Genomic DNA, 19,513 nt, shown 5'->3' on the forward strand with positions numbered 1-19,513 from the left:
CTCCGGCCCAGCAGCGACCGTCTCAGTTCGTCCCTTCGACCGGCACTTCGATGAGCGCCATGTCGCCGCCGACGGCCTCGTCGAGTGCGGCTTCGAGTTCCTCGGCCGAATCGGCTCGGTAGCCGTCGATGCCGAAGCTCTCGGCGAACGTGACGAGGTCGGGCGTGGTGAGTTGCGTCCCGAAGGACTCGCCGGTGTGGTCCGATTGCTTCCGCGAGATGAGTCCGTAGTCGTCGTCGCGGAAGACGACGATGGTGTACGAACAGCCCAGTCTGGTCGCGGTCTCGATCTCGGCGGCGTTCATCAGGAACCCGCCGTCGCCCGTCCCGACGACGACGTTCGAGCCGACCGCGAGGTCCGCGGCCAGTCCGCCGGGGACGCCGATCCCCATCGACGCCAGGCCGTTCGAGATGATGCAGGTGTTGGGTTCGTAGGTCGGGAAGTTCTGGGCGATGGCCATCTTGTGGTTCCCGACGTCGGAGATGAGCACGTCGTCGTCGGCCATCGCCTCGCGCAGCATCGGGACCACGCTCTCGACGGCGAAGGGCGCTTCCGCGGCCGGTTCGCGGTCGATGTCCTCGACGATGTGGTCGCGGTGATCCGCGTACCACTCCGTGTCGAACTCGGGGTCGTTCACCTCGCACCACTCGGTAAGTTCTCGAAGCGTCTCGCCGATGTCGGCGACGACCTCCACCTGCGGGTTGTAGGCCTCGTACACTTCGGCGGGTTGGCTGTCGACGTGGACGATGGGACTGCCGTGGTCCCACCCAGCGGGGTCGTGTTCGGCGATGTCGTAGCCGACGGTGAGGACGAGGTCCGCCTCCGCGAGCGCGCTCGCTGCCTCGCCGTGTGCCCCCGAGTCCAGCGTCAGCAGCGAGCGCTCGTCGGCGTCCGATACCGCGCCCTTGCCCATGTACGTCGAGACGGTCGGCATGTCCGTCGCCTCGACGAGCGCGCACAGCTGCGAGGAGGCCCGCGTGCGCACCGCGCCGTTGCCGGCGATGGCGATAGGCTTGTCCGCCGTTTCGAGGAGCGACTTCACGCGGTCGAGCGCCTCCCGGTCCGGCGAACCGACCCGGACCCGGTCGCGGGTCGGCATCGGCTCGACCTCGGCGTCCTCGGCGGCCACGTCCTCGGGGAGTTCGAGGTGCGTCGCGCCGGGCTTCTCGTGTTCGGCCACCTTGAACGCCTTCCGGACCGACTCGTGGATGATGTCGGGGTCGTTGAGCTGGGCGTTCCACTTCGTGATGGGGGCGAACAGGTCGATGACGTCGAGGGCCTGGTGGCTCTCCTTGTGGAGGCGTTCGAGGCTCCCCTGTGCGGTGATCGCGACCAGCGGACTCTTATCGAGGTGGGCGTCGGCGACGCCGGTGAGGAGGTTCGTCGCGCCGGGGCCGAGCGTCGAGAGGCAGACCCCGGCGTCGCCGGTCAGTCGGCCGTGGACGTCGGCCATGAACGCCGCGCCCTGCTCGTGGCGCACCGGGACGAACGTCACCTCGGAGTCCCGGATCGAGAACAGGAGGTCCTCCATCTCCTCGCCCGGCAGGCCGAAGACGTGGTCGACGCCCTCGCGTTCGAGAGACGCGACCAGCAGGTCCGAGGCCTGCATCATTCGACCCACACCGTCTTGCGGTTCACGAACTCGCGCATCCCGGCACCCGAGAGCTCGCGGCCGTAGCCCGATTCCTTGATGCCGCCGAAGGGAACGCGGGGGTCCGATTTCACGAGCTGGTTGACGTAGACGCAGCCGGCGTCGATCCGCCCGGCGAGGCGTTCGCCGCGTTCTCTGTCCTCGCTCCAGACGCTCGCGCCCAGCCCGAACTGCGTGTCGTTGGCCTTCCGAATCGCCTCTTCCTCGTCTTCGACTTCGTACACTGGTGCGGCCGGGCCGAACACCTCTTCGCTGTCGACGGGGCAGCCCTCGGGGACGTTAGCGAGGACCGTGGGCGGGTAGTACGCGCCCTCCCGGTCCAGCGGTTCGCCGCCGGTCAGCAGGTCCGCGCCGGCGTCGACGCTGTCCTCGACCTGTTCGTGCAGGTCTTCGAGCAGGCTCTCTCTCGCCTGCGGGCCGATCTCCGTCTCCTCGTCGGTCGGATCGCCGACCGTGTACGACTCCATCTGCTCGACGAACTTCTCCTCGAACTCGTCGTAGACGTCGGTGTGGACGATGAAGCGCTTCGCCGCGATGCAGGACTGGCCGCCGTTCTGGACGCGCGCCCACGCGCCGGTCTCGGCGGCCGCCTCCACGTCGGCGTCGTCGAGGACGACGTACGGGTCGCTCCCGCCCAGTTCCAGCACCGTCTTCTTCAGGTTCTCGCCCGCGGTCGCGGCTACGGACCGGCCCGCGGGGCCGCTCCCGGTCAGGGTCGCCGCCTTCACTCGCTCGTCTTCGAGGATACCCTCGACCTGGTCTGAGGAGACCAGCAGCGACTGGAACGCGCCCTCGGGATAGCCCGCTTCGCGGAACACCTCCTCGATGGCCTCCGAACAACCGGGGACGTTCGAGGCGTGTTTCAGCAGGCCGACGTTGCCGGCGGTGACGTACGGCGCGGCGAACCGAAAGACCTGCCAGAACGGGAAGTTCCACGGCATGACCGCCAGCACCGGTCCGAGCGGCTCGTAGACCGTCTTGACCGACGACCCGGCCGGGCTCGGATGACCCTTCTCGTCCAGATACTCGCTGGCGTGTTCGGAATAGTGCTCACAGACCCACGCGCACTTCTCGACCTCCGACTTCGCCTGCGTGATGGGTTTGCCCATCTCCTCGGTCATCGTCTCGGCGTAGCGCTGCTCGTTCTCGCGGAGGACCTCGGCCGCGTTCGAAAGCAGGTCCGTCCGCTCCTGGAGCGGGCGGTCACGCCACGAGTCGAACGTCTCGACCGCGGTCTCGAGGGCGGCCTCCACGTCGTCCTGGCCGTCCTCCTCGTACGAGTCGACCCGCTCGCCGGTCGCCGGATTAGTGACCTCCATGACACGCCGAATTCGCCGTCCAGACGGTTAAGTGTGCGAGAAGATTGGAGCGTTGCCGGGAGCGAACCGAAACGCCGGCGACGGCTCACCGGATGGTCGTGTGTTCGGACTCCTCGTCGAGCGCGAGGTTCGTGGCTATCTCGGCGTTCCTGACCGCGTATTCGGCGGTCTGCTGGAGGCTGACGAGCACCTCGCGGACCTGCAGCAGGCTCTCGTTGTCCATCTCCGGGAGGTCGCCGAGGATGTCGTGTTCCTTGTCGCCGATCTCGGAGTAGGTCTCGCGCACCCGGATCGCGGTGTCGTAGTCGCGCTCGACGGCGGCCTGCACCGCGAGGCCGGTTATCTCGTTGACCTCGTCGGTGAAGTCGCGGATGCGACGCATCGTCGAGCTCTCGACGTCCAGCGAGTGGTCGGTGGTCTCCAGGGCGATCTCGGCGATGTCCTCGGCGTTGTCGGCGGTGAGTTCGAGGTTCTTCGCGATGGAGCGGTAGCCGATGAGCGGGAAGCCGTCCTCGAGTCCCACCGCCCGCGCGAGGTTGGGGTTCTGATAGGCGGTGAAGATGAGGCGCAGGAGGAGGACGAAGATCTTGTTCGCCTGTCGCTCCCGGTTGAGCGCCCGCTGGGCGAGGTCGGGGTTACCGTGAGCCAGCGCCTTGATCGCCTCGTTTCGCATGGTCGAGCCGGTCGACTCCAGCCGTTCGAGGAGGTTGTCGAGCGTGAAGTCCTCGGGGTCGACCGAACACCGGATCGTGATGCGGTTCGGCGTCTCCTCGATGACGCCCAGTCCCATGAGCTGGGTCTCGGCGTTGTAGACGGCGTTGATGTGGGCGGATTCGAGCGTCTCCCCCTCCGGCGCCTCGACGTGGATGATGCGCCGGCCGAGCACGTACTGGGCGACGATCGCCCGCTCGACGGCGTCGGCAGAGAGGTTCTCGGCGTGGATTATCGCCTCCGACTCCTCCGTTTGGACGGATTCGGGGAGAACGGTCAGCGTTCCTTTCCCGCCCATCCGAAGCGACACTTCGTCTCCTTTCTCGACGTTGTGCTCGCCGGCCCACTCCGACGGTAGCGTCATCGCGAGCGTCGACGGACCCAGCCGCTGCACTTTCCGCGTTTCCATATGGCCTTTGTTATTCGCGGTAGACCTTAATCTTCACTATACGCCACTTAATATGCTCGAACGAATACAATCAATAGTCGTGTAGGTCTATTTTTCCACGCTCGTCACGCCAGCACCTCGACGAGACGCCGTTCGAATCGGCCGACGCGGACCTTGAGCCAGCCGGCCAGCTCGGCGTCGAGGGCCGCGTCGCCGGTGTCGACTCGCAGCGTCCCGATCTCGTCGAGCTTCCGGCGGGAGGCGACGACCTCGATCTCGCACCGGCGAATCACCTCGGGCGAGAGCTGTTGATTTCCGCGGCCGAAGACGAACCCCTGCCCGCCGATGGGCGAGACGACGATCACGTTCTCCTCGCCCAGCGCGTCGAGGATGTCCGACTCGGCGGCGTCCCTCGCGAGGAGTTCGCCGTCCCGCCAGACGTCCACGCCGAGGGTCGTCCCCTCGAAACCCAGTCGCTCCTTTATCGCGCCGACGGTACTGCCCGGACCGAGGACGTAGGTGACGCCGGGGCGGACGCCCTCCGCGATACCTTCCGCCAACGTCTCGACGGTGCCGCCGCCGAGCTGTTTCGCCGACTGGCGCTGGTCGGCCACCGGCACCGTCGCCACGGCGCGGAGTTCGGTGACGACCTCGCCGCCCCTGAAGGCGTCCTCATCGATGTCGTTGACTTCCGCGGGCTCCGTCTCGGTGAACGTCGCGGCGATGCGACCGGCCGCCCGCGGCGAGACGCCGAACACCGAGGAGTAGACCTTCACGCCCGCCGGGACGCCGAGCATCGGCGTCTCGTCGTCTAACTCGTCGAGCGTCTCGGCCACGTCGACGGCCGTCCCGTCGCCGCCGACGAAGAGGATCGCGTCCGCGTCGCCCTCGACGAACGCCCGCACCGCCGCTCGCGTGTCCGCCGGCGTCGTCGTGCCGGGGTCCGCGGGGTGGCCGACCACCGTCGGGTCGAATCCCGCCTCGCGGGCCTCAGTTGCACCCATCGGGTCGCCGTAGGTCAGTAGCTCTACGTCGGTCCCCACCTCGGCCAACGAGGTGAGCGCTTCGCGCGCCCGCTCCGGCGCGCGCGGTTCCGCGCCGCGGTCGCGCGCCTCGGCGACCTTCCCGTCGGTTCCCTTCAGCCCTACGCGGCCGCCCATGCCGGCGATGGGATTGACCACGACGCCGATCCGTCGCATTGGCGGGCCTACGACACCCGGCGGCAAAAGACGCCCGGGAACGTGCCTTTCAAGCCACCGCCCACAGAAGGCACCGATATGATCTCACTCCTGCAAACGGGCGTCCAGACCGGCGTCATCAGCGCCGCCGGCGCGGTGTTGACCATCGGCGGGCTGCTCCTCACCGCGGCCTGGTACCGCTACCTCGTCCGCTGAAAATCACTCTTCCTCCGGCTGCTCGACCCGCTCGCCCAGCCACGCGGCCGCGTCCTCGACGGCCGACTCGTCGGTCCCCTCGAAGCGGACCGTCACGTACTCGCCGGGGTAGCTCCCGACCTTGACGGCGAACTTTCCCCGCACCTCGTCGATCCGGGAGAGCAGCGCGCTCTCGGGTTCCGCGGCGTCGACGGTGCGGACGTACCGTTGCTGGCCGCTGAACTCGTCGGCGACCTCCTCGAACATCCGCTTCATCTCGTCGGGAACGCCCGGTAGGACGTAGCAGTTCTCGACGACACAGCCCGGCGCGACGCCGTCGTGATTCGGCAGGACGCGACTGCCCTCGGGCACCTCTCCGGTCCCGTCGGCCAGGTCCTCTCGCGTGTAGCCGCCGTTCTCCGCCAGCCACGCGAGCGCCTCCTCGCTCTCGACGACCTCCCGGCCGAACGCCGCCGCGACGCCCTCGATGGTCACGTCGTCGTGGGTCGGGCCGAGGCCGCCGGTGACGATGACGGCGTCGTAGTCGGCGTGGTACTCGTTGACGACCCGGGCGATGTCGGCGGTCCGGTCGGGGACGACGGTCGTCCGCTCGACGGTGACGCCGCGCTCGGCTAACTGCCGGCCCAGCCACGCGGCGTTCGTGTTGACCGTCTCCCCGGCGAGCAGTTCGTCCCCGACCGTGACCACCGCGACGCGCATACGGCGGGGTAGGGCGCGCCGACACAAATACTGTCGGTCAGCGTTTGGATCTATTTTATCTGAGAGATGTTCCCCGGAAACCGTGACTCGAACACCCAGAAAGCCCCGACGCGCTCGACTCGGTGCGGCCGCTGCGCGCCTCGCCTCGCTGACGCTCGGCTTCGGTGCTTGTCGGTCCGCGCCAGCGTCGAGCGCGTCGCCCCTTTCAGTCCCACCCCGTAGTTGACCGACCAACCGACGCGGGTGGGGACTGAAAGGGGCCGTCTATCGGTAGCTAGCGCATGCCCGGCGGCGGGCCGTCGTCGCCGATGTCGTCGTCGGTCTCCTCCTCCTCCAAGTCGATGCCGGCTTCCTTCCGGCGGCGTCTGGCCGACTGCACCTGCCGGTAGTAGTACAGCGTGCCGATGCTGCCGAGGACGACGGCGACGACGAAGAGGCCGCCGAAGATGTAGAGGTCGCGCTGGAGGTAGTAGCGGACCCGCAACTGCTGGGCCGAGACGCCGTCGGGCCAGCTGACGGTCATGCGGTCGGTGGCCTCGTCGACGCTCGTCTCGTAGCCGCCGGGGTTCACCTGCGAGAGCAGCGGCACGCCGACGCGACCGTTCGGCGGCAGCGTCACCGCATAGGTGGCTCCCCGGAGGTGGGTCGGCGTCCCGTAGGCCTTCCCGCTACGGGGGGCGGTGTAGGCGACCTGTCCGGTGACGTTACCCTCGCCCGGGAAGTTGATGGTCGTCTGGCTCCGGCTCTGCGTCGCGTTCATCGAGGAGTTCGCCGGCGTGACGACGGTGCCGTTCTCGTATCGGAACTTGAGCGCGCTGATGGGGACGCTCTGTTCCCTGCCGAGGCCGTCGCGGTCGTACACCGCGAGGGTCTCGTTGTTCCGGACGGCGTAGACCGCCTCGTACGACGACTTGTTCAGAGTGACGCTCACGTCGGCCTGCGCGTCCCAGTCGTAGCTTGCGTTCTGGTTCAACTGATCCGGCGAGACTTCGCCGCCGCCGAACAGCCCGGCACAGCCGGAGAGTCCGACGAGGGCGAGAACGGCGACGAGAGCGAGGTGGCGACGGTGCATGTATCAGGGGACGACGGCGAGCAGTTCCGAGGGCATGAAGCGCCCGATGTCCGACAGCAGGCCCGGCGCGTCGGTATCGGGGTTGCAGACGATGCTCTGTTCGAGGAGACCGATGCGCTCGACGGTGACGATGTCCTGTGCGTGCCCGGCCCGGTTGACCGTCGCGCGGGCCTCCGATCGGGTGACGCTGTTGGCGTTGACGCGGGCGTTGCCCCGGGTCCAGTCGTAGAGGCGGTCAACCTCCTCGTCGGCGAGCCGCGGGTCGTCGCCGGCGACGAATCGGAGCGGCATGTGCTGAACCAACCCGAAGCGCTTGCGGATCTGTTCGGGCGAGCCCTGCCCGAGGTCCAGGTTCTCGGCGGGAATCCGAACCGTCTGGCCGAATCCGACGTCCAAGACGAACCCATCGTCGTCCCACGAGTCGAGCGTACCGACGTACGTCTCGCCGGCCTCGTGAGTGGTGACGACCTCGCCGAACTCCTCGCGGAGCAGGTTCCGGGCGACGGTGGCGTCGGGACCGTCGACAGTGACCGTCGGGAAGTCGTCCTTCCGGTGGCCGACGTCGAACTCCACGTCGAGTTCGCCGAGTTCGTTCGCGACCAGCGACCGCAGTCCGTCGAGCGCACGGTCACGGGCGTCGCCCGTGACGTACACTTTGGTGCCGAGGACGACCATCAGGCCTGTGCGTCCACGTCGACGTTCAGTTCGTCGCGGAGCTCCTCGATGCGGTCCTCCATGGCGGTGACGAGACGGGTGTTCTCCATGGTCTCGACCTGGTTGCCACACTGGGGGCACTCGAAGCCGAATTCCATGGCCTCGCCGAACTCGAAGCGGATGCCGCAGTTCTCACAGAGGTAGAACTCGTTGTTGCGCTCGTACTCGCGGCGCTCTTCGAGCCCGTCGAGTAAGCGGTACAGCTCCTCTTCGAGCTGCTCGGGGATCTTCTCGTACTCGAACGTCCAGAGGTAGGTGAGCCACCCCGAGTCCTCGTCCCGGAGTCGGCGATACGACGCCAGATCGTTCTCGTAGAGAATGAAGAGCGCGCGGCGCACGTCGTTGAGTTCGAGTCCGAGTTCCTCGGCCAGTTCCTCGTCGGTCACTTCGCCGTCCGGCGGCGCGGCGGCGACCGGCATCCCCTTCGGTCCGACTAGCTCGTGGAGGTATTTCTGTATGACCGGATCCTCCAGGAGTTCCTCAAAAGCCATTGGCTGAGGTTCGGGCCGTGAAGCGTTTAAACCCACCGGACCCGGCCGATGCTCGGGACGCGGTCGTCGAAGCCGCGCCGCGGACTACTCCGTCCGCTCGTCGGGGTCGACGACCCGCTTGCCGGTCTCCATCGGCACGACGACGCGGTCGGGGTCCTCCCACTCGCGGTCGAGCTCTCGGCCCTCGAACAGCCGGTCGAGGAAGACGGCCAGCGACGCCACTTCGGAGTGGGGCTGGTTCGTCACGCCGACGTTGAAGTCGGCCCGCTCGTACACCTCGAAGGGGACCTTCTCCGCGCCGACGACGAGCAGGAGGGGGCCGTCGGCGTGTGCGTCGCGGATCTCCCCCTCCACGTCCTGAATCGGCTCGCCGTACATCGTCAGGTGGACGACGGTCCCCTCGAAGTTACGGATGAACCCCTTCGGCTCAGCGGTCGTCTCGACGGCCATCGGGCCGCCGAAGCGCTCGGTGATGTCGACGATGGTGTCCGTCCGGTCCCGCGCGGACCCGGCCATCACGATCCGGTCCGCACCCAGAGCTCTCGCGGTGAGACCGACGTGGGTGGTCATCCGCTCGTCCCGGCCCGGTCGATGACCGAGCCGGAGGACCGTCACGTCGTGGTCGCCTTTCATCCGTTCAGCGCGCTCTCGATGGCGTCACGGACCGGCGCGTAGGCGATCTCGTTCTCCCACGCCACCTCGTTCCCGTCGACGATCACCGCCGGCGTCCCTCGGAGTCCCTTGTCGATGGCCGCTTGCCTGCTGGCCTTGATGGTGGGGTCGTACGTCCGGTTCGTCGCGGCCTGCCTGACGGCGTCGCCGCCCGCGTCGAGCCCGTCGGTGAGCTCGGCGTAGACGTCCGGGCCGAGGCGACGCTGGTTCTCGTAGAGGCGCTTCGAGTAGGTGAAGTACGCCTCGTCGCCGGCTTCCACCTGCACCGCGCGGGCGGCGTTGGCGGCCTGCCACGTCACCTGACTGTCCATCACGGGGAAGTCGTGGAACTCGTAGCGGATCGACCCGCTGTCGAGGTAGTCGGACTTCACCTTCGGATACACCGTCGTGGAGTACGTCTGACAGTGTGGGCAGGCGTAGTCCTCCCAGGCCGTGACGGTCACGTCGGCGTCCGGGTCGCCGGCGACCGGCGCGGGGAGGAGGTCGCCGGCGGCCGTCCCCGTCCCGTCGGTCGAGCCGGTTCCGCCGGAGCTCCCGTCGCTGCCGTCGGCACTCCCCTCACCGGTTGGTCCGGTCGAGCCGAGTCCGGAACAGCCCGTGAGACCTCCCGCGAGGGCGACGCTGCTTGCGAGGAATCCGCGGCGACTGAGGCGCGTCATACCCTCCTTTCACGACGCGAGCTATAAAACGACGTTGGCATCCCCGTACCGGAACGCTATTTGGCGGTCCCGCGACAGTGCGCGTATGGAACTCGAAGGGAAGCGAATCGTCGTCACGGGCGGTGCCGGCTTCATCGGCAGTCACCTCGTGGAGCGACTCGTCGACGACAACGACGTCGTCGTCGCCGACGACTGTTCGGGCGGGAACCGCGAGTGGGTCCACGACGAGGCGTCCGTCGTCGAGGGCGATCTGACCGACCCCACCGTCGTCGAGGACGCGGTCACCGCCGAGACGGACCTCGTCGTCCACCTCGCGGCCTCGAAGCTCGTCGACACCGACGCGCCGCGGCGGCAGTTCGAGGACAACAGCACGATCACGTACAACCTCCTCGAACGGATGGACGACGCGGGCGTCGACAACCTCGTGTTTACGTCGTCTTCGACGGTATACGGCGAGGCTCCGCGACCCACGCCCGAGGACTACGCCCCGCTCGAACCGATCAGCGTCTACGGCGCGACGAAACTCGCCGAGGAGTCCCTGATATCGACGTACGCACACAGCCACGACCTCCAGTCGTGGGTGTTCCGCTTCGCCAACATCGTCGGGCCGCGACTGCGCGGGGCGGTGATCCCGGACTTCGTCGAGAAACTGCGCGAGAACCCCGACTCGCTCACGATCCTCGGCGACGGTCGCCAGCAGAAGTCCTACATGCACGTCTCGGAGTGCGTCGAGGCGATGGAGTACGCCGTCGCCCACGCGGACGCCGACCACAACGTGTTCAACCTCGGCACGCGCACGACCACCTCCGTCGACCGCATCGCCGACATCGTCGCCGACGAGATGGGAATCGATCCCGAGTACGAGTACACCGGCGGCGACCGCGGCTGGACCGGCGACGTCCCGCGGATGCGCCTCTCTATCGACAAGCTCGCGGCGCTGGGCTGGGAGCCCGACCAGTCGAGCGACGACGCGGTTCGCCAGTCGGCGCGGGAACTCATCGCGGAACTCTGAACGGCGGAGCCAACCCTCGCAAGGGCGATACTTTTCTATCTCGCTTCGTAGGCAGGTACGTATGCCCGCTCCGTGGCCGTCGGACTTCGATAGTGCGTCGGTCGTTTGCGCCCTCCTCACGCTTCTCAGCGCTGCGCTCGTCGGGCGAGCCGTCCGCGCGGGAGACGACCTGGTCGCGGTCTCCCTACTGGGCGTGCAGACGCTGTATCTGTTCGGCGCGGCCGTTCCTCGAATTCACGAGCGCGTCCCCCACTACAGGCGAAGCGGCGCGATACTGCTCGGCGGGTTCGGTGGCGTCGCTCTCCTCGCCGGTTCCTCGTCGGACCTCCCGACCCTGTACGTCTGTCTCGGGATCTGCGCGGCCGTCGACCTCTACGTGGAGCGACGGAGCACCGCTCTCCGAGGCGAGTGACGACGGGGAGTCCCGTCCGACCGCCGCGCGCCTACGGCGAGAACGTCCCGGTCAGCTCCGCCTTGCCGACGACGTGCCCCTCGGCGGCGTCGTAGAGCTGTTCCTTATTCGCCCCTCGCGGGAGCGCGACCGTGGTATCGAGCGCGTACAGGAGGAACCGATAGGTGTGCTCGCGGTCGGGCGGGTTCGGTCCGCCCCAGCCGACCTCCCCGAAGTCGTTCTGGCCCTCGGTCGCCCCGTCGGGCGTCCTGCCCGCCGCGAGCTCGCGCGTGCCCGCCGGGATGTTCCAGACGAGCCAGTGGTCCCACACCTTCCCCGCCGGTTCCTTCGCGTCGGGGTCGTCGACGATCAAGACGAGCGACTCGGCCGTCGCCGGGGCGTTCTGTATCCGCAGCGGCGGGCTGACGTTTCCCGCCGCGTAGCCGTGTTCCTCGGGGATGCGCGCTCCGTCGTCGAACGCCGGGCTCGTGAGTTCGAGGTCCGCCATGCCTAGACAGTACTTCCCAACGTGCAAAAGCCTCGTCCCGGTAGCCATTTGCCCGTCGGTCGCCAACCCGCTTCCGTGCAGGTCGTCGGGTACCGCTCGCGCGTCGAAGACCACGCTGGCCTCCTGCTAGCCGAGGAGGGGAGCGTCAGCCTCGAACGGCTGAACCCGGGGACCGAGCTCTCGTACTCGCTGGGCGAGCGCCACTGCGCCGGCGAGGTCGACGGCGAGGTCCATCATGCCTGCGAGAACCCGTCCGCCCCATACTGCCCGGAACACACGAGCAGGTGGCCCTGCGCGCGCTGTACCGGCGAGTGTGACAAACCCATCGAGGCCTGCGACGAGAAGCACGCCGTCTATCTGGCCGCCTTCGCTCCCGACACCGTCAAGGTGGGCGTCACCCGCTCTTGGCGGCTGGAGACCCGCCTCCGCGAACAGGGCGCGGACCGTGCGGCCCACCTCCGAACCGTCGCTGACGGCCGCATCGCCCGGCAGATCGAGGCCGACATCGCCGGGGAACTCGGCGACCGAGTCCGCGTCCCGACGAAGATCGCCGGCTTCGACGAGTCGGTCGACGACGCGTTCTGGGAGGGTCTGCTTGCCGAGTACGACCCGCTCTCGACCTACGAGTTCGACTACGGGCTCTCGCTGGCGAAGCGCCCGATGGCCGAGACGCTCGCCACCGGCACCGTCCGGGGCACCAAGGGTCGGGTCGCCGTCATCGACAACAACGGTAGCACGTACGCCGTCGATCTGCGACAGCTCGTCGGCTACGAGCTCACCGACGGCGGCACCGACCGGGACCTCCAGTCGAGCCTCGGCGCGTTCGGATAGATTCAATTAACACCGGTCACGTCGTGCACAAAACATTTATCGGAGGGTATCGCGCTCATACCCGTGCGACGCGATGTACTACTCGCCGGTGCCATCGCCCTCCTCACGCTGACGATGGTCGCCGGCGCGACGGCGGTCCCTGGCGTCCTCTCGGAGCCGACCGAGGACGTCCGTCCGAGCCACCTCGACCTCCGCGAGTCCTACGTCGACGCCCGCGACGTCACGGGTGAGACAGTGACGCTTTCGCTCACTTCCTCGCTCGAACACCGAGGCGGGGCGGCCGAGAACGTCACCGTCGTGACGCGAGCGATCGACGCCGACACCGGACTGGTAGCGACGACCGAACGGCAGGCGCTCGGCGACGTGACCGGCGAACGGGACGTCTCGTTCACCCGGAACCTCACCGTCGAGCGCGACGGCGACTACCGCATCGAGACGGCGGTGGCAGAAGACGGCCGGCGCGTCTCCGTCCAGCGGCGGACGGTCCGGAACGTGGACGCGCTGACGCCGGCGTACGCCCGCTCGATGGTGGCGTTTCACCGGTTCGAGAACGCGAACGCGCCGCTCCGCGCGATCTCCTACCGCATCGTCGACGTGGCGGACGGCGAGACGACGCTGAACGTGACGGCGTATCTCACCAACAGCGGCGACGACCCGGCCGGCGGCCTCTCGCTCCGAGTGCGCGCGAGGCAGGCCGACTCGAACGTCGTCGCCGACGAGTCGACGCTCCGAGTGGGTCAGATTCGCCCCGGGCGGACACGGACGGTCAGCACCGCGTTGGCCGTTCCCGACGGCTACAACTACTGGCTGGACGGCATCCTCCGGTCCGACGGCGTCATCGTCGCCACGGAGAGCGCGCCCGCGAACCTCGATCCGGAGGAGACGCTGACGGCGAACGAGACGCGGCGCGACGTCGGCTTCGATTCCGGCGACTTCGAGGAGGAGTCGGCCGAGGACGGCGGGATGAGTGAGCGAGAAGAGGCGTCGACTGCTGGCGGGAGCGGTCCCGGTTTCACCGCTCTCGCGGCGCTCGTCGCACTCGCCGCCGCGACGCTCGGACTCGCACGGAGGCACGCATGACCGAGGACACACCCACTGATTCGACCGTATCGACCAACCAGAGGCAAGACGACGCCGACGACACCCGCCCGCCCGAGGCCGATCGACCGTCGAGCGACGCGATCGACGCGGACGGCACCGACGCCGGTCGCTCCGCCGTCGAGTACCTCGAATGGGGTGCGCTGACGGTCCTCGCCCTCGTCGCGCTGGTGGCCACGTTCCGGCTTTACTTCTCCGTGTCGGCGGCCGTCGACACGTTCGTCACCCGCCGATACCGGCCGCTGTTCATGGCGGGGTTCAACCTCGTCGTCCTGCTCTCGTGTGGCATCGGCATCTCGGCCGTCGCGCGCCGGCTCTCCTGACACGACAATCCTTTTCAGCGACCCAGCCGAACCCGGAGGTATGGCAGACGAACCAGAGAACGCCGACGACGCGCCCGAATCGAGCGACGACGGTGACGAGGAGAAATCCTTCCGCGAGCGGGTCGAAGAGATCCGCCAGCAGCGCGCCGAGGAGCGCGAAGAGGGCGAAGAAGGAGAGATGAGCCGCGAGGAGCGCATGGAAGAGATGATGGGCGGCGGTGGCGGTCCCGGCGGCATGGGCGGCGGTGGCGGCAACCCGTTCGCGCAGATGATGGGCGGCATGATGGGCGGCGGCGGCCCCGGCGGCGCGGGTCCCGGCGGCATGGGCGGCGGCCCCGGCGGCCAACCCGGACCCGGCCGCGAGGCCGAGGGCGGCAGCGACAACGAGGAACTCACCCGCGAGATGCGAAAGCTCCGCGACGAGGTCCACGACGTGCGACGCTCGCTCGACCGCATCGCCGACGCGCTCGAAGACTGACGTCTCGGGGTTTCCGTCTCCGGTTCTCCGTTTTATCGACGCCGCAGCGGCGGCTGTGCGGTCTGTGGACGGCGAAACGAGTCGCCCTCTGCCCGCTGTCTCAGCCCTGGTAGGCGAGGTTCATGACCCACTGCGAGAAGGTGTCGTCGTGCGGGTCGACCTCCTCGTCGCCGATGAACGGCGAGAGCATGTCGCCGGCCATCAGAAGCGAGAAGTCGAGGTCGCGGGCGGCGGGCGTGAGGTAGTACGTGTTGTGCCCCTCGTAGATGGTCTCCTCGCGCTGGATGAGACCCTTCTCGAAGAGGGACTCGACGATGCGACTGCCCTTCCGGGAGGAGACGTCCAGGTCCTTCCAGAAGTCGCTCTGGTGGACGCCGCCGGACTCGCGGATGAGTTCAAGCCCGGCCAGTTCGTCCTCGGAGAGGTCCGCCTCCGACGCTGCAGAACTCATGTGTAGTGTATACTGACGGTCGGCCGCTTAAATCTGACCTTCGACGGGGCGATACGCCGTTCGGCAGGGCGGCCCGTCCGCGAAGTCGTATCGCGGGTGCTCGCCGAGTGAAACGAGCGACGACGACCGCGTCCCGAAGCCGTCGCCGTGGACGCAGACGCCGTACTCGTGGTCGCCGATGGTCTCGCCCGCGCGATCCAGCCACGCGTCGACCGTCTCGCCGGGTTCGGCCTGCAGGTGGTCCCGGAGCCGGTCGGCGTTGGCGGCCTGCTCCTCCCCGGCGTCGGCCCGGCCGCTCGGAATCCGATAGTCGCCGTCCGCGCCGACGTTGACGACGACGTGGACGCCGGGGTTCAGATTCCGGACAGCGAGCTGGCCGTCCCACTCGAAGAGCAGCGCCGCGTTCTCGTCGGCCAAGAGGAGGTTGAACCCCTCGTACTCGGCTTCGCGGAGCGCCCCCTCGACGGCGCGGGCGGCGTCCTCGGCGGTCTCGTGGCCCAGACAGTCACGGACGAGGAGCCCTCGGGAGCGCTCGCCGGCGAGGTCGGCGTCCACCCAGCGGTTCGTGAGCGCCACGAGGAGGCCGTGTTCGTTGTAGCCCTCCCAAGTGCCGCTCGCCTCCTCGTCGGCGGGCGCGACGACGCGGGACCCCCAGTGACGCGGCGCGGGCGGTTCCGACGGGCGGTCGACGCGCTCGTCGCGGTTGGCGGCGAACGCGACCGGCGCGTCTTCGAAGACCTGCCACGCGAGGACGATAGTGCACACGCCCTCGTGTAGGCGCTACGGGTAGAAAACCGCTTGGCCGCGGGGATCGTTCCGGTCTCCTCGGTCGTCACTCCTGCAACTGCGCGGCGACGGCGTCCCTATCGACCGTCCCCGACGGGGTCCGCGGGAGCGCCTCGGTCCGTCGGATCGTCTTCGGGACCTCGTACGGCGCGAGTTCGGCCCGGCAGTGGTCCCGAACCGCCTCCAATTCGGCGTCGCCGACGACGAGCGCCGCGACTTGCTGGCCCCACTCCTCGTCGGGTAGGCCGACGACGGCGGCGTCCGCGACGCCCGGGCAGCCGCGGATCGCCGCCGCGACCGCGCCCGCGTCCACGTTCTCGCCGCCGGTGACGATGCGGTCGTCCGCACGTCCGACCACCCAGAGGCGGCCGTCTTCGTCGCGATAGCCGAGGTCGCCGGTGTGAAAGCCGTGCGGGCCGAACGCCGCCGCGGTCGCCTCGTCGGCTAAGTACCCCGGCGTCACCGTCGGGCCGGAGACCACGAGTTCGCCGCGCTCGCCCGGTCCGACCGGGCCGTCCTCGCCGAGGACCGTCACGTCGGTACAGACGAGCGGTTGCCCGACCGTGTCCGGATACTCGAAGGCCGTCTCCGGCCGTGCGGTGGAGATCTGCGAGGCCGTCTCGGTCATCCCGTAGGTGGGACAGACCGGAATCCCGCGCTCTCGGCAGCGCTCGACGAGCGAGCGCGGCGTCGGCCCGCCGCCGAGCAGGACGAACCGAAGCGAGAGGTCGGGCGTCCACCCGGACTCGACGAGCCGTTTGAGCATCGTCGGGACGAGCGAGACGCCTGTGATCTCCTCCTCGGCGAGAACGCGGGCGGTCCCTTCGGGGTCGAACTCCCGCTGGACGGCGACGGCCGCCCCGTAGAGGACACAGCGGACGAACGGGGCGATCCCTCCCATGTGGTAGGTCGGGAGACAGACCAGCCAGCGGTCGCCCGGCGAGACGCCGAGCCGGAACGCCGAGGCCGTCGCGCTGGCGACGAGGTTGCCGACTGTCAGGCGGACTCCCTTCGGGTCGCTGGTCGTCCCCGAGGTGAACAGCACGAGCTGCGTCGCGTCGCGGTCCAGCTCGACCGGCTCGACGGTCCTGCCGGCCTCGACCGCTTTGTCGGAGAGCAAGCGCCCGACGCCGCTGTCGTCGGGAGCGTCGACCGAGACGACCGGACAGTCCGCTATCTCGGCCGCGAGTTTCTCGGTGTCCCGTTCGCAGACGAGAACGTCGGCGTCGAGCGCCTCCAACTGCGTTCCGAGCGTCTCGACGTCGAGTTCGACGTTCAGCGGGGCGAGCGTCAGTCCGCGGCGCATCGCCCCGAACAGGAGGCGACCGACCGCCGGCCGGGTGTCCAGCAGCGTCGCGACGCGGCGGTTCGGCGTGTCCAGCGCCTCGAACGCGGCCGCGACCTCGTCGACGGCGGCGTCCAGTTCGCGGTAGGTCGCGGTCTCGCCCTCGTCGGCGTCGACGACGGCGGTCCGCTCGGGCGTCGTCTCGGCCCGATGGGTCAGCAGGTCCCGCGTCGGCCACTCCATCGGCTCACGCATCGGTTCGCACCTCCGAAGGGTCGACGCCGAGACCAGCGGATCGGGGAACGGAAATCTGCCCGTCCGAGACGGTCGCCGGGTCTGCCGCGAGGTCGCGGGCGAGTCGGTCGCCCGTCGCCAGTCCGCAGGCCGCCACGTCGGGAATCGCCGCGGCGACGTGGACCGCGGCGAGGCGAGCGACGACGGCGTCGATGGTGGTCGTCACGACCGGCTCGATACCCCGCTCGCGGGCCTGCATCGCCAGCGTGTAGGCGTCGCCCGGCCCGCCCAGTACCATCGGTTTCAGAATCAACACGTCCGCCGCGTCGGCGTCGAAGACGGCCCCAGCGCGTTTCTGAGCGAGCGACTCGTCGAGGGCGACGCCGACGCTCCCGCCGCGGAGGTCCGCGTGGCCGGCGAGGTCGTCGGCCGCGAGCGGCTGTTCGACGTATTCGACTCCGAGCGACGCGAAGCGATCGAACGCGGATTCGGCCTCCGAGCGGGTCCACGCGCCGTTGGCGTCGGCCCTGAGCGTCACGTCCTCGCCGATTCCCTCTCTGACCGCTCGGACGCGCTCGACGTCTTCCTCGACCGAGCGCCCGCCGACTTTCAGCTTACAGCACCCGAAGCCCGACTCGACCGCTTCGGCTGCGGCCGCGACGGTCTCCTCGGCCGTCCCGTCGCCGACGGTGGCGTTGGCCGGGATCGACCGACAGCGGCGGTCGGCGTCGAACCACCGATAGAGGGGAAGACCGTCGGCTCGCGCGTCGGCGTCCAGCATCGCGGTGGCGGCCCCGTGGCGGGCCGCTGGCACTTCGGCGGCGTCGAGTTCGCGCAGCGCACCGGAGTCAGCCACCGAGGCGGTATCGAGCGCTGTCCGGCAGTCGTCCAGCGACTCCGTCCAGCCGGGCAGCGGCGTCGCCTCGCCGACGCCGGTCTCGCCGCGGTGGTCGCTCCGAACCACGAATCCCCTGCGCTCGTCGATGGTCCCGCCGGCGGTTTCGAGCGGCGACGCCAGCGGGAGCGAGAACGGTTCGACAGTCATAGGAATCGAGGGAGGGCGAGGCCGGCGGCGAACAGCAGCGAGTGGACGAACAGCGTCTGGCCGACGCGTTCCAGCGCCGGGTTCAGCGCCTCGCCGTCGGTGTGGGTCAGCACCGTCTTCGTCACCGATGCGGCAAGCGGGAGCGAGAGGAGCGGCGCGAGCGCCCAGAGTCCGTACTCGGGGTCGAGCGCGAACAGGATCGGCACGACGTAGGCCATGCCCACGACGGCGAGAAATTCGACGCGGCTCCAGCCGTAGCCGAGATAGACGGCCAGCGTCTTCTTTCCGGTGGCCATGTCCGTCTCGCGGTCGCGGACGTTGTTGACGACGAGGATGGCCGTCGAGAGGCCGGCGGCGGGGAGGCTCGCAGTTATCGCCGCGGCGGTGACGCTGCCCGCGGGGAGGCCCATCGGGAACGTCCCGACGGCGGGCATGCTCGCGACCGCCTGCACGTAGTAGGTCCCCGTCACTGCGACCAGCCCGAAGTAGACGAAGACGAACAGGTCGCCCAGTCCCCGGTAGCCGTAGGGGAAGGGGCCGCCGGTGTAGAGGACGCCGGCAGCGATGCCCGAGAGACCGACGACGACGATGGGTAACCCGCCGATGGCGACGAGGTAGACGCCGACGACGACGGCCAGCGCGTAGGTGAGGATCATCGCTCGCTTGACCGCGTCGGGTTCGATGAGGCCGCCGGCGGTCACGCGCGTAAAGCCCTCGCGGTCGTCGGTGTCCGCGCCCTTCACCGCGTCGTAGTAGTCGTTGGCGAAGTTCGTCCCGATCTGGATGAGCAGCGCCCCGATCAGCGCCGCGAGCGCCGGAATCGGGGCGAACACGTCCGCGTGGACGGCCACCCCCATACCGACGACGACCGGCGCGGCCCCCGCGGGGAGCGTCTGTGGCCGGGCCGCCATGAGCCACGCTTTCCGCTTCGAGACGTCTGCCGTCGCTGCACTCATTGGGCGGAACTCGGGACGCTACCCCCAAAGCGACTGTGGTTCGGTGGGCGGGACGCCGGGCGGTCGGGCACCGCCACGCTCGAAGACGGCACGGAGAACTAGAGGACCCTCGCGCTCGGGAAACAGGATCTGAGAGCGTCCCTGTTGCGGTAGCGGTGCGGTAAGCGGTCGACAGTCAGCGGTCGCGGTAGTTGCGACCGACTCGTACCGGAATCGCCTCCGGCGATTCCGGCCTTTTTCATCGACGTTCGTCAGAGCTCTGCTCTGACGCAGCCCATCAGAAATCTTCGATTTCTGAGGACGTTTTTGGGCGGGGGTTGAGGGCGCGAAGCGCCCGATGCCCCC

At 68.9% G+C, this 19,513-nt stretch carries 22 protein-coding genes; 6 read left to right on the forward strand and 16 right to left on the reverse strand.

Annotation, left to right across the window (positions count from 1 at the left end; all coding sequences use genetic code 11):
- Positions 1-22 precede the first annotated feature (22 nt).
- The 10 genes from GO488_RS01565 to GO488_RS01610 all read right to left on the reverse strand — a co-directional run bounded on the left by GO488_RS01565 (position 23) and on the right by GO488_RS01610 (position 9,770).
- Positions 23-1,609, reverse strand: a complete 1,587-nt coding sequence (locus GO488_RS01565) for an acetolactate synthase large subunit (protein WP_162317511.1) — start codon at positions 1,607-1,609, stop codon at positions 23-25.
- Positions 1,609-2,970, reverse strand: a complete 1,362-nt coding sequence (locus GO488_RS01570) for an NAD-dependent succinate-semialdehyde dehydrogenase (protein ID WP_162316052.1) — start codon at positions 2,968-2,970, stop codon at positions 1,609-1,611. The genes GO488_RS01565 and GO488_RS01570 overlap by 1 nt, the downstream gene beginning before the upstream one ends.
- An 85-nt stretch (positions 2,971-3,055) precedes the next feature.
- Positions 3,056-4,090 (reverse strand): phosphate signaling complex PhoU family protein, encoded by a 1,035-nt coding sequence (locus GO488_RS01575; RefSeq protein WP_162316053.1) that lies wholly within the window; start codon positions 4,088-4,090, stop codon positions 3,056-3,058.
- A 104-nt stretch (positions 4,091-4,194) separates the two neighbouring features.
- The gene (locus GO488_RS01580; protein WP_162316054.1) at positions 4,195-5,268 is read right to left on the reverse strand and encodes an ATP-NAD kinase family protein; all 1,074 of its coding nucleotides are present in this window, start codon (positions 5,266-5,268) and stop codon (positions 4,195-4,197) included.
- A gap of 198 nt (positions 5,269-5,466) precedes the next feature.
- Complete coding sequence (locus GO488_RS01585) at positions 5,467-6,162, reverse strand: competence/damage-inducible protein A (protein WP_162316055.1); 696 nt, start codon at positions 6,160-6,162, stop codon at positions 5,467-5,469.
- Positions 6,163-6,436: 274 nt separating this feature from the next.
- Positions 6,437-7,234, reverse strand: coding sequence for a DUF5803 family protein (locus GO488_RS01590; RefSeq protein WP_162316056.1), 798 nt, complete (start codon positions 7,232-7,234; stop codon positions 6,437-6,439).
- 3 nt (positions 7,235-7,237) lie between these two features.
- Entirely contained in the window at positions 7,238-7,909 is a 672-nt protein-coding gene (locus tag GO488_RS01595; protein ID WP_162316057.1) for a DUF2110 family protein, read from the reverse strand.
- Complete coding sequence (gene tfe, locus GO488_RS01600) at positions 7,909-8,439, reverse strand: transcription factor E (RefSeq protein WP_162316058.1); 531 nt, start codon at positions 8,437-8,439, stop codon at positions 7,909-7,911. The genes GO488_RS01595 and tfe overlap by 1 nt, the downstream gene beginning before the upstream one ends.
- Before the next feature lie 84 nt (positions 8,440-8,523).
- Positions 8,524-9,072: a tRNA (cytidine(56)-2'-O)-methyltransferase gene (locus GO488_RS01605; protein WP_162316059.1), complete on the reverse strand. Its 549-nt coding sequence runs from the start codon at positions 9,070-9,072 to the stop codon at positions 8,524-8,526.
- The gene (locus tag GO488_RS01610) at positions 9,069-9,770 is read right to left on the reverse strand and encodes a DsbA family protein (RefSeq protein WP_162316060.1); all 702 of its coding nucleotides are present in this window, start codon (positions 9,768-9,770) and stop codon (positions 9,069-9,071) included. The genes GO488_RS01605 and GO488_RS01610 overlap by 4 nt, the downstream gene beginning before the upstream one ends.
- Positions 9,771-9,855: 85 nt before the next feature.
- Here GO488_RS01610 and GO488_RS01615 point away from each other — a divergent pair, with 85 nt between their 5' ends.
- Complete coding sequence (locus GO488_RS01615; RefSeq protein ID WP_162316061.1) at positions 9,856-10,782, forward strand: NAD-dependent epimerase/dehydratase family protein; 927 nt, start codon at positions 9,856-9,858, stop codon at positions 10,780-10,782.
- Positions 10,783-10,843: 61 nt separating this feature from the next.
- Positions 10,844-11,194: a hypothetical protein gene (locus GO488_RS01620; RefSeq protein WP_162316062.1), complete on the forward strand. Its 351-nt coding sequence runs from the start codon at positions 10,844-10,846 to the stop codon at positions 11,192-11,194.
- A 31-nt stretch (positions 11,195-11,225) separates the two neighbouring features.
- On the opposite strand, the gene GO488_RS01625 is transcribed toward GO488_RS01620, so the two are convergent.
- Entirely contained in the window at positions 11,226-11,681 is a 456-nt protein-coding gene (locus tag GO488_RS01625) for a YbhB/YbcL family Raf kinase inhibitor-like protein (RefSeq protein WP_162316063.1), read from the reverse strand.
- Positions 11,682-11,756: 75 nt separating this feature from the next.
- Here GO488_RS01625 and GO488_RS01630 point away from each other — a divergent pair, with 75 nt between their 5' ends.
- The 4 genes from GO488_RS01630 (at position 11,757) to GO488_RS01645 (ending at position 14,411) form a co-directional block, all read left to right on the forward strand.
- The gene (locus tag GO488_RS01630; protein ID WP_422111211.1) at positions 11,757-12,512 is read left to right on the forward strand and encodes a DUF2797 domain-containing protein; all 756 of its coding nucleotides are present in this window, start codon (positions 11,757-11,759) and stop codon (positions 12,510-12,512) included.
- A 63-nt stretch (positions 12,513-12,575) separates the two neighbouring features.
- Positions 12,576-13,592 (forward strand): DUF7490 domain-containing protein, encoded by a 1,017-nt coding sequence (locus GO488_RS01635; RefSeq protein WP_162316065.1) that lies wholly within the window; start codon positions 12,576-12,578, stop codon positions 13,590-13,592.
- Entirely contained in the window at positions 13,589-13,933 is a 345-nt protein-coding gene (locus GO488_RS01640; protein ID WP_162316066.1) for a DUF8060 family membrane protein, read from the forward strand. Before GO488_RS01635 ends, GO488_RS01640 begins: the two co-directional genes overlap by 4 nt.
- A 40-nt stretch (positions 13,934-13,973) precedes the next feature.
- Entirely contained in the window at positions 13,974-14,411 is a 438-nt protein-coding gene (locus GO488_RS01645; protein ID WP_162316067.1) for a hypothetical protein, read from the forward strand.
- Positions 14,412-14,511: 100 nt separating this feature from the next.
- Here the strand turns inward: GO488_RS01645 and GO488_RS01650 are convergent, their stop codons facing one another.
- The 5 genes from GO488_RS01650 to GO488_RS01670 all read right to left on the reverse strand — a co-directional run bounded on the left by GO488_RS01650 (position 14,512) and on the right by GO488_RS01670 (position 19,168).
- Positions 14,512-14,862 (reverse strand): helix-turn-helix transcriptional regulator, encoded by a 351-nt coding sequence (locus tag GO488_RS01650; RefSeq protein ID WP_162316068.1) that lies wholly within the window; start codon positions 14,860-14,862, stop codon positions 14,512-14,514.
- A 27-nt stretch (positions 14,863-14,889) separates the two neighbouring features.
- Entirely contained in the window at positions 14,890-15,627 is a 738-nt protein-coding gene (locus GO488_RS01655; protein ID WP_162316069.1) for an NRDE family protein, read from the reverse strand.
- 67 nt (positions 15,628-15,694) lie between these two features.
- Entirely contained in the window at positions 15,695-17,188 is a 1,494-nt protein-coding gene (locus GO488_RS01660; RefSeq protein ID WP_162316070.1) for a class I adenylate-forming enzyme family protein, read from the reverse strand.
- Positions 17,181-18,212: a mandelate racemase/muconate lactonizing enzyme family protein gene (locus tag GO488_RS01665; RefSeq protein ID WP_162316071.1), complete on the reverse strand. Its 1,032-nt coding sequence runs from the start codon at positions 18,210-18,212 to the stop codon at positions 17,181-17,183. Before GO488_RS01665 ends, GO488_RS01660 begins: the two co-directional genes overlap by 8 nt.
- Entirely contained in the window at positions 18,209-19,168 is a 960-nt protein-coding gene (locus tag GO488_RS01670; protein WP_162316072.1) for a 1,4-dihydroxy-2-naphthoate polyprenyltransferase, read from the reverse strand. Before GO488_RS01670 ends, GO488_RS01665 begins: the two co-directional genes overlap by 4 nt.
- Between the last annotated feature and the right edge of the window lie 345 nt (positions 19,169-19,513).

This window comes from Haloarcula limicola, from assembly GCF_010119205.1.
Lineage (GTDB): Archaea > Halobacteriota > Halobacteria > Halobacteriales > Haloarculaceae > Haloarcula > Haloarcula limicola.

Excerpts from the sequence above, each read along its gene's own strand:
- GO488_RS01565 (WP_162317511.1), bottom strand. The coding sequence starts at position 1,609 with ATGCAGGCCTCGGACCTGCTGGTCGCGTCTCTCGAACGCGAGGGCGTC.
- GO488_RS01570 (WP_162316052.1), bottom strand. The coding sequence starts at position 2,970 with ATGGAGGTCACTAATCCGGCGACCGGCGAGCGGGTCGACTCGTACGAG.
- GO488_RS01575 (WP_162316053.1), bottom strand. The coding sequence starts at position 4,090 with ATGGAAACGCGGAAAGTGCAGCGGCTGGGTCCGTCGACGCTCGCGATG.
- GO488_RS01580 (WP_162316054.1), bottom strand. The coding sequence starts at position 5,268 with ATGCGACGGATCGGCGTCGTGGTCAATCCCATCGCCGGCATGGGCGGC.
- GO488_RS01585 (WP_162316055.1), bottom strand. The coding sequence starts at position 6,162 with ATGCGCGTCGCGGTGGTCACGGTCGGGGACGAACTGCTCGCCGGGGAG.
- GO488_RS01590 (WP_162316056.1), bottom strand. The coding sequence starts at position 7,234 with ATGCACCGTCGCCACCTCGCTCTCGTCGCCGTTCTCGCCCTCGTCGGA.
- GO488_RS01595 (WP_162316057.1), bottom strand. The coding sequence starts at position 7,909 with ATGGTCGTCCTCGGCACCAAAGTGTACGTCACGGGCGACGCCCGTGAC.
- tfe (WP_162316058.1), bottom strand. The coding sequence starts at position 8,439 with ATGGCTTTTGAGGAACTCCTGGAGGATCCGGTCATACAGAAATACCTC.
- GO488_RS01605 (WP_162316059.1), bottom strand. The coding sequence starts at position 9,072 with ATGAAAGGCGACCACGACGTGACGGTCCTCCGGCTCGGTCATCGACCG.
- GO488_RS01610 (WP_162316060.1), bottom strand. The coding sequence starts at position 9,770 with ATGACGCGCCTCAGTCGCCGCGGATTCCTCGCAAGCAGCGTCGCCCTC.
- GO488_RS01615 (WP_162316061.1), top strand. The coding sequence starts at position 9,856 with ATGGAACTCGAAGGGAAGCGAATCGTCGTCACGGGCGGTGCCGGCTTC.
- GO488_RS01620 (WP_162316062.1), top strand. The coding sequence starts at position 10,844 with ATGCCCGCTCCGTGGCCGTCGGACTTCGATAGTGCGTCGGTCGTTTGC.
- GO488_RS01625 (WP_162316063.1), bottom strand. The coding sequence starts at position 11,681 with ATGGCGGACCTCGAACTCACGAGCCCGGCGTTCGACGACGGAGCGCGC.
- GO488_RS01640 (WP_162316066.1), top strand. The coding sequence starts at position 13,589 with ATGACCGAGGACACACCCACTGATTCGACCGTATCGACCAACCAGAGG.
- GO488_RS01645 (WP_162316067.1), top strand. The coding sequence starts at position 13,974 with ATGGCAGACGAACCAGAGAACGCCGACGACGCGCCCGAATCGAGCGAC.
- GO488_RS01650 (WP_162316068.1), bottom strand. The coding sequence starts at position 14,862 with ATGAGTTCTGCAGCGTCGGAGGCGGACCTCTCCGAGGACGAACTGGCC.
- GO488_RS01660 (WP_162316070.1), bottom strand. The coding sequence starts at position 17,188 with ATGCGTGAGCCGATGGAGTGGCCGACGCGGGACCTGCTGACCCATCGG.
- GO488_RS01665 (WP_162316071.1), bottom strand. The coding sequence starts at position 18,212 with ATGACTGTCGAACCGTTCTCGCTCCCGCTGGCGTCGCCGCTCGAAACC.
- GO488_RS01670 (WP_162316072.1), bottom strand. The coding sequence starts at position 19,168 with ATGAGTGCAGCGACGGCAGACGTCTCGAAGCGGAAAGCGTGGCTCATG.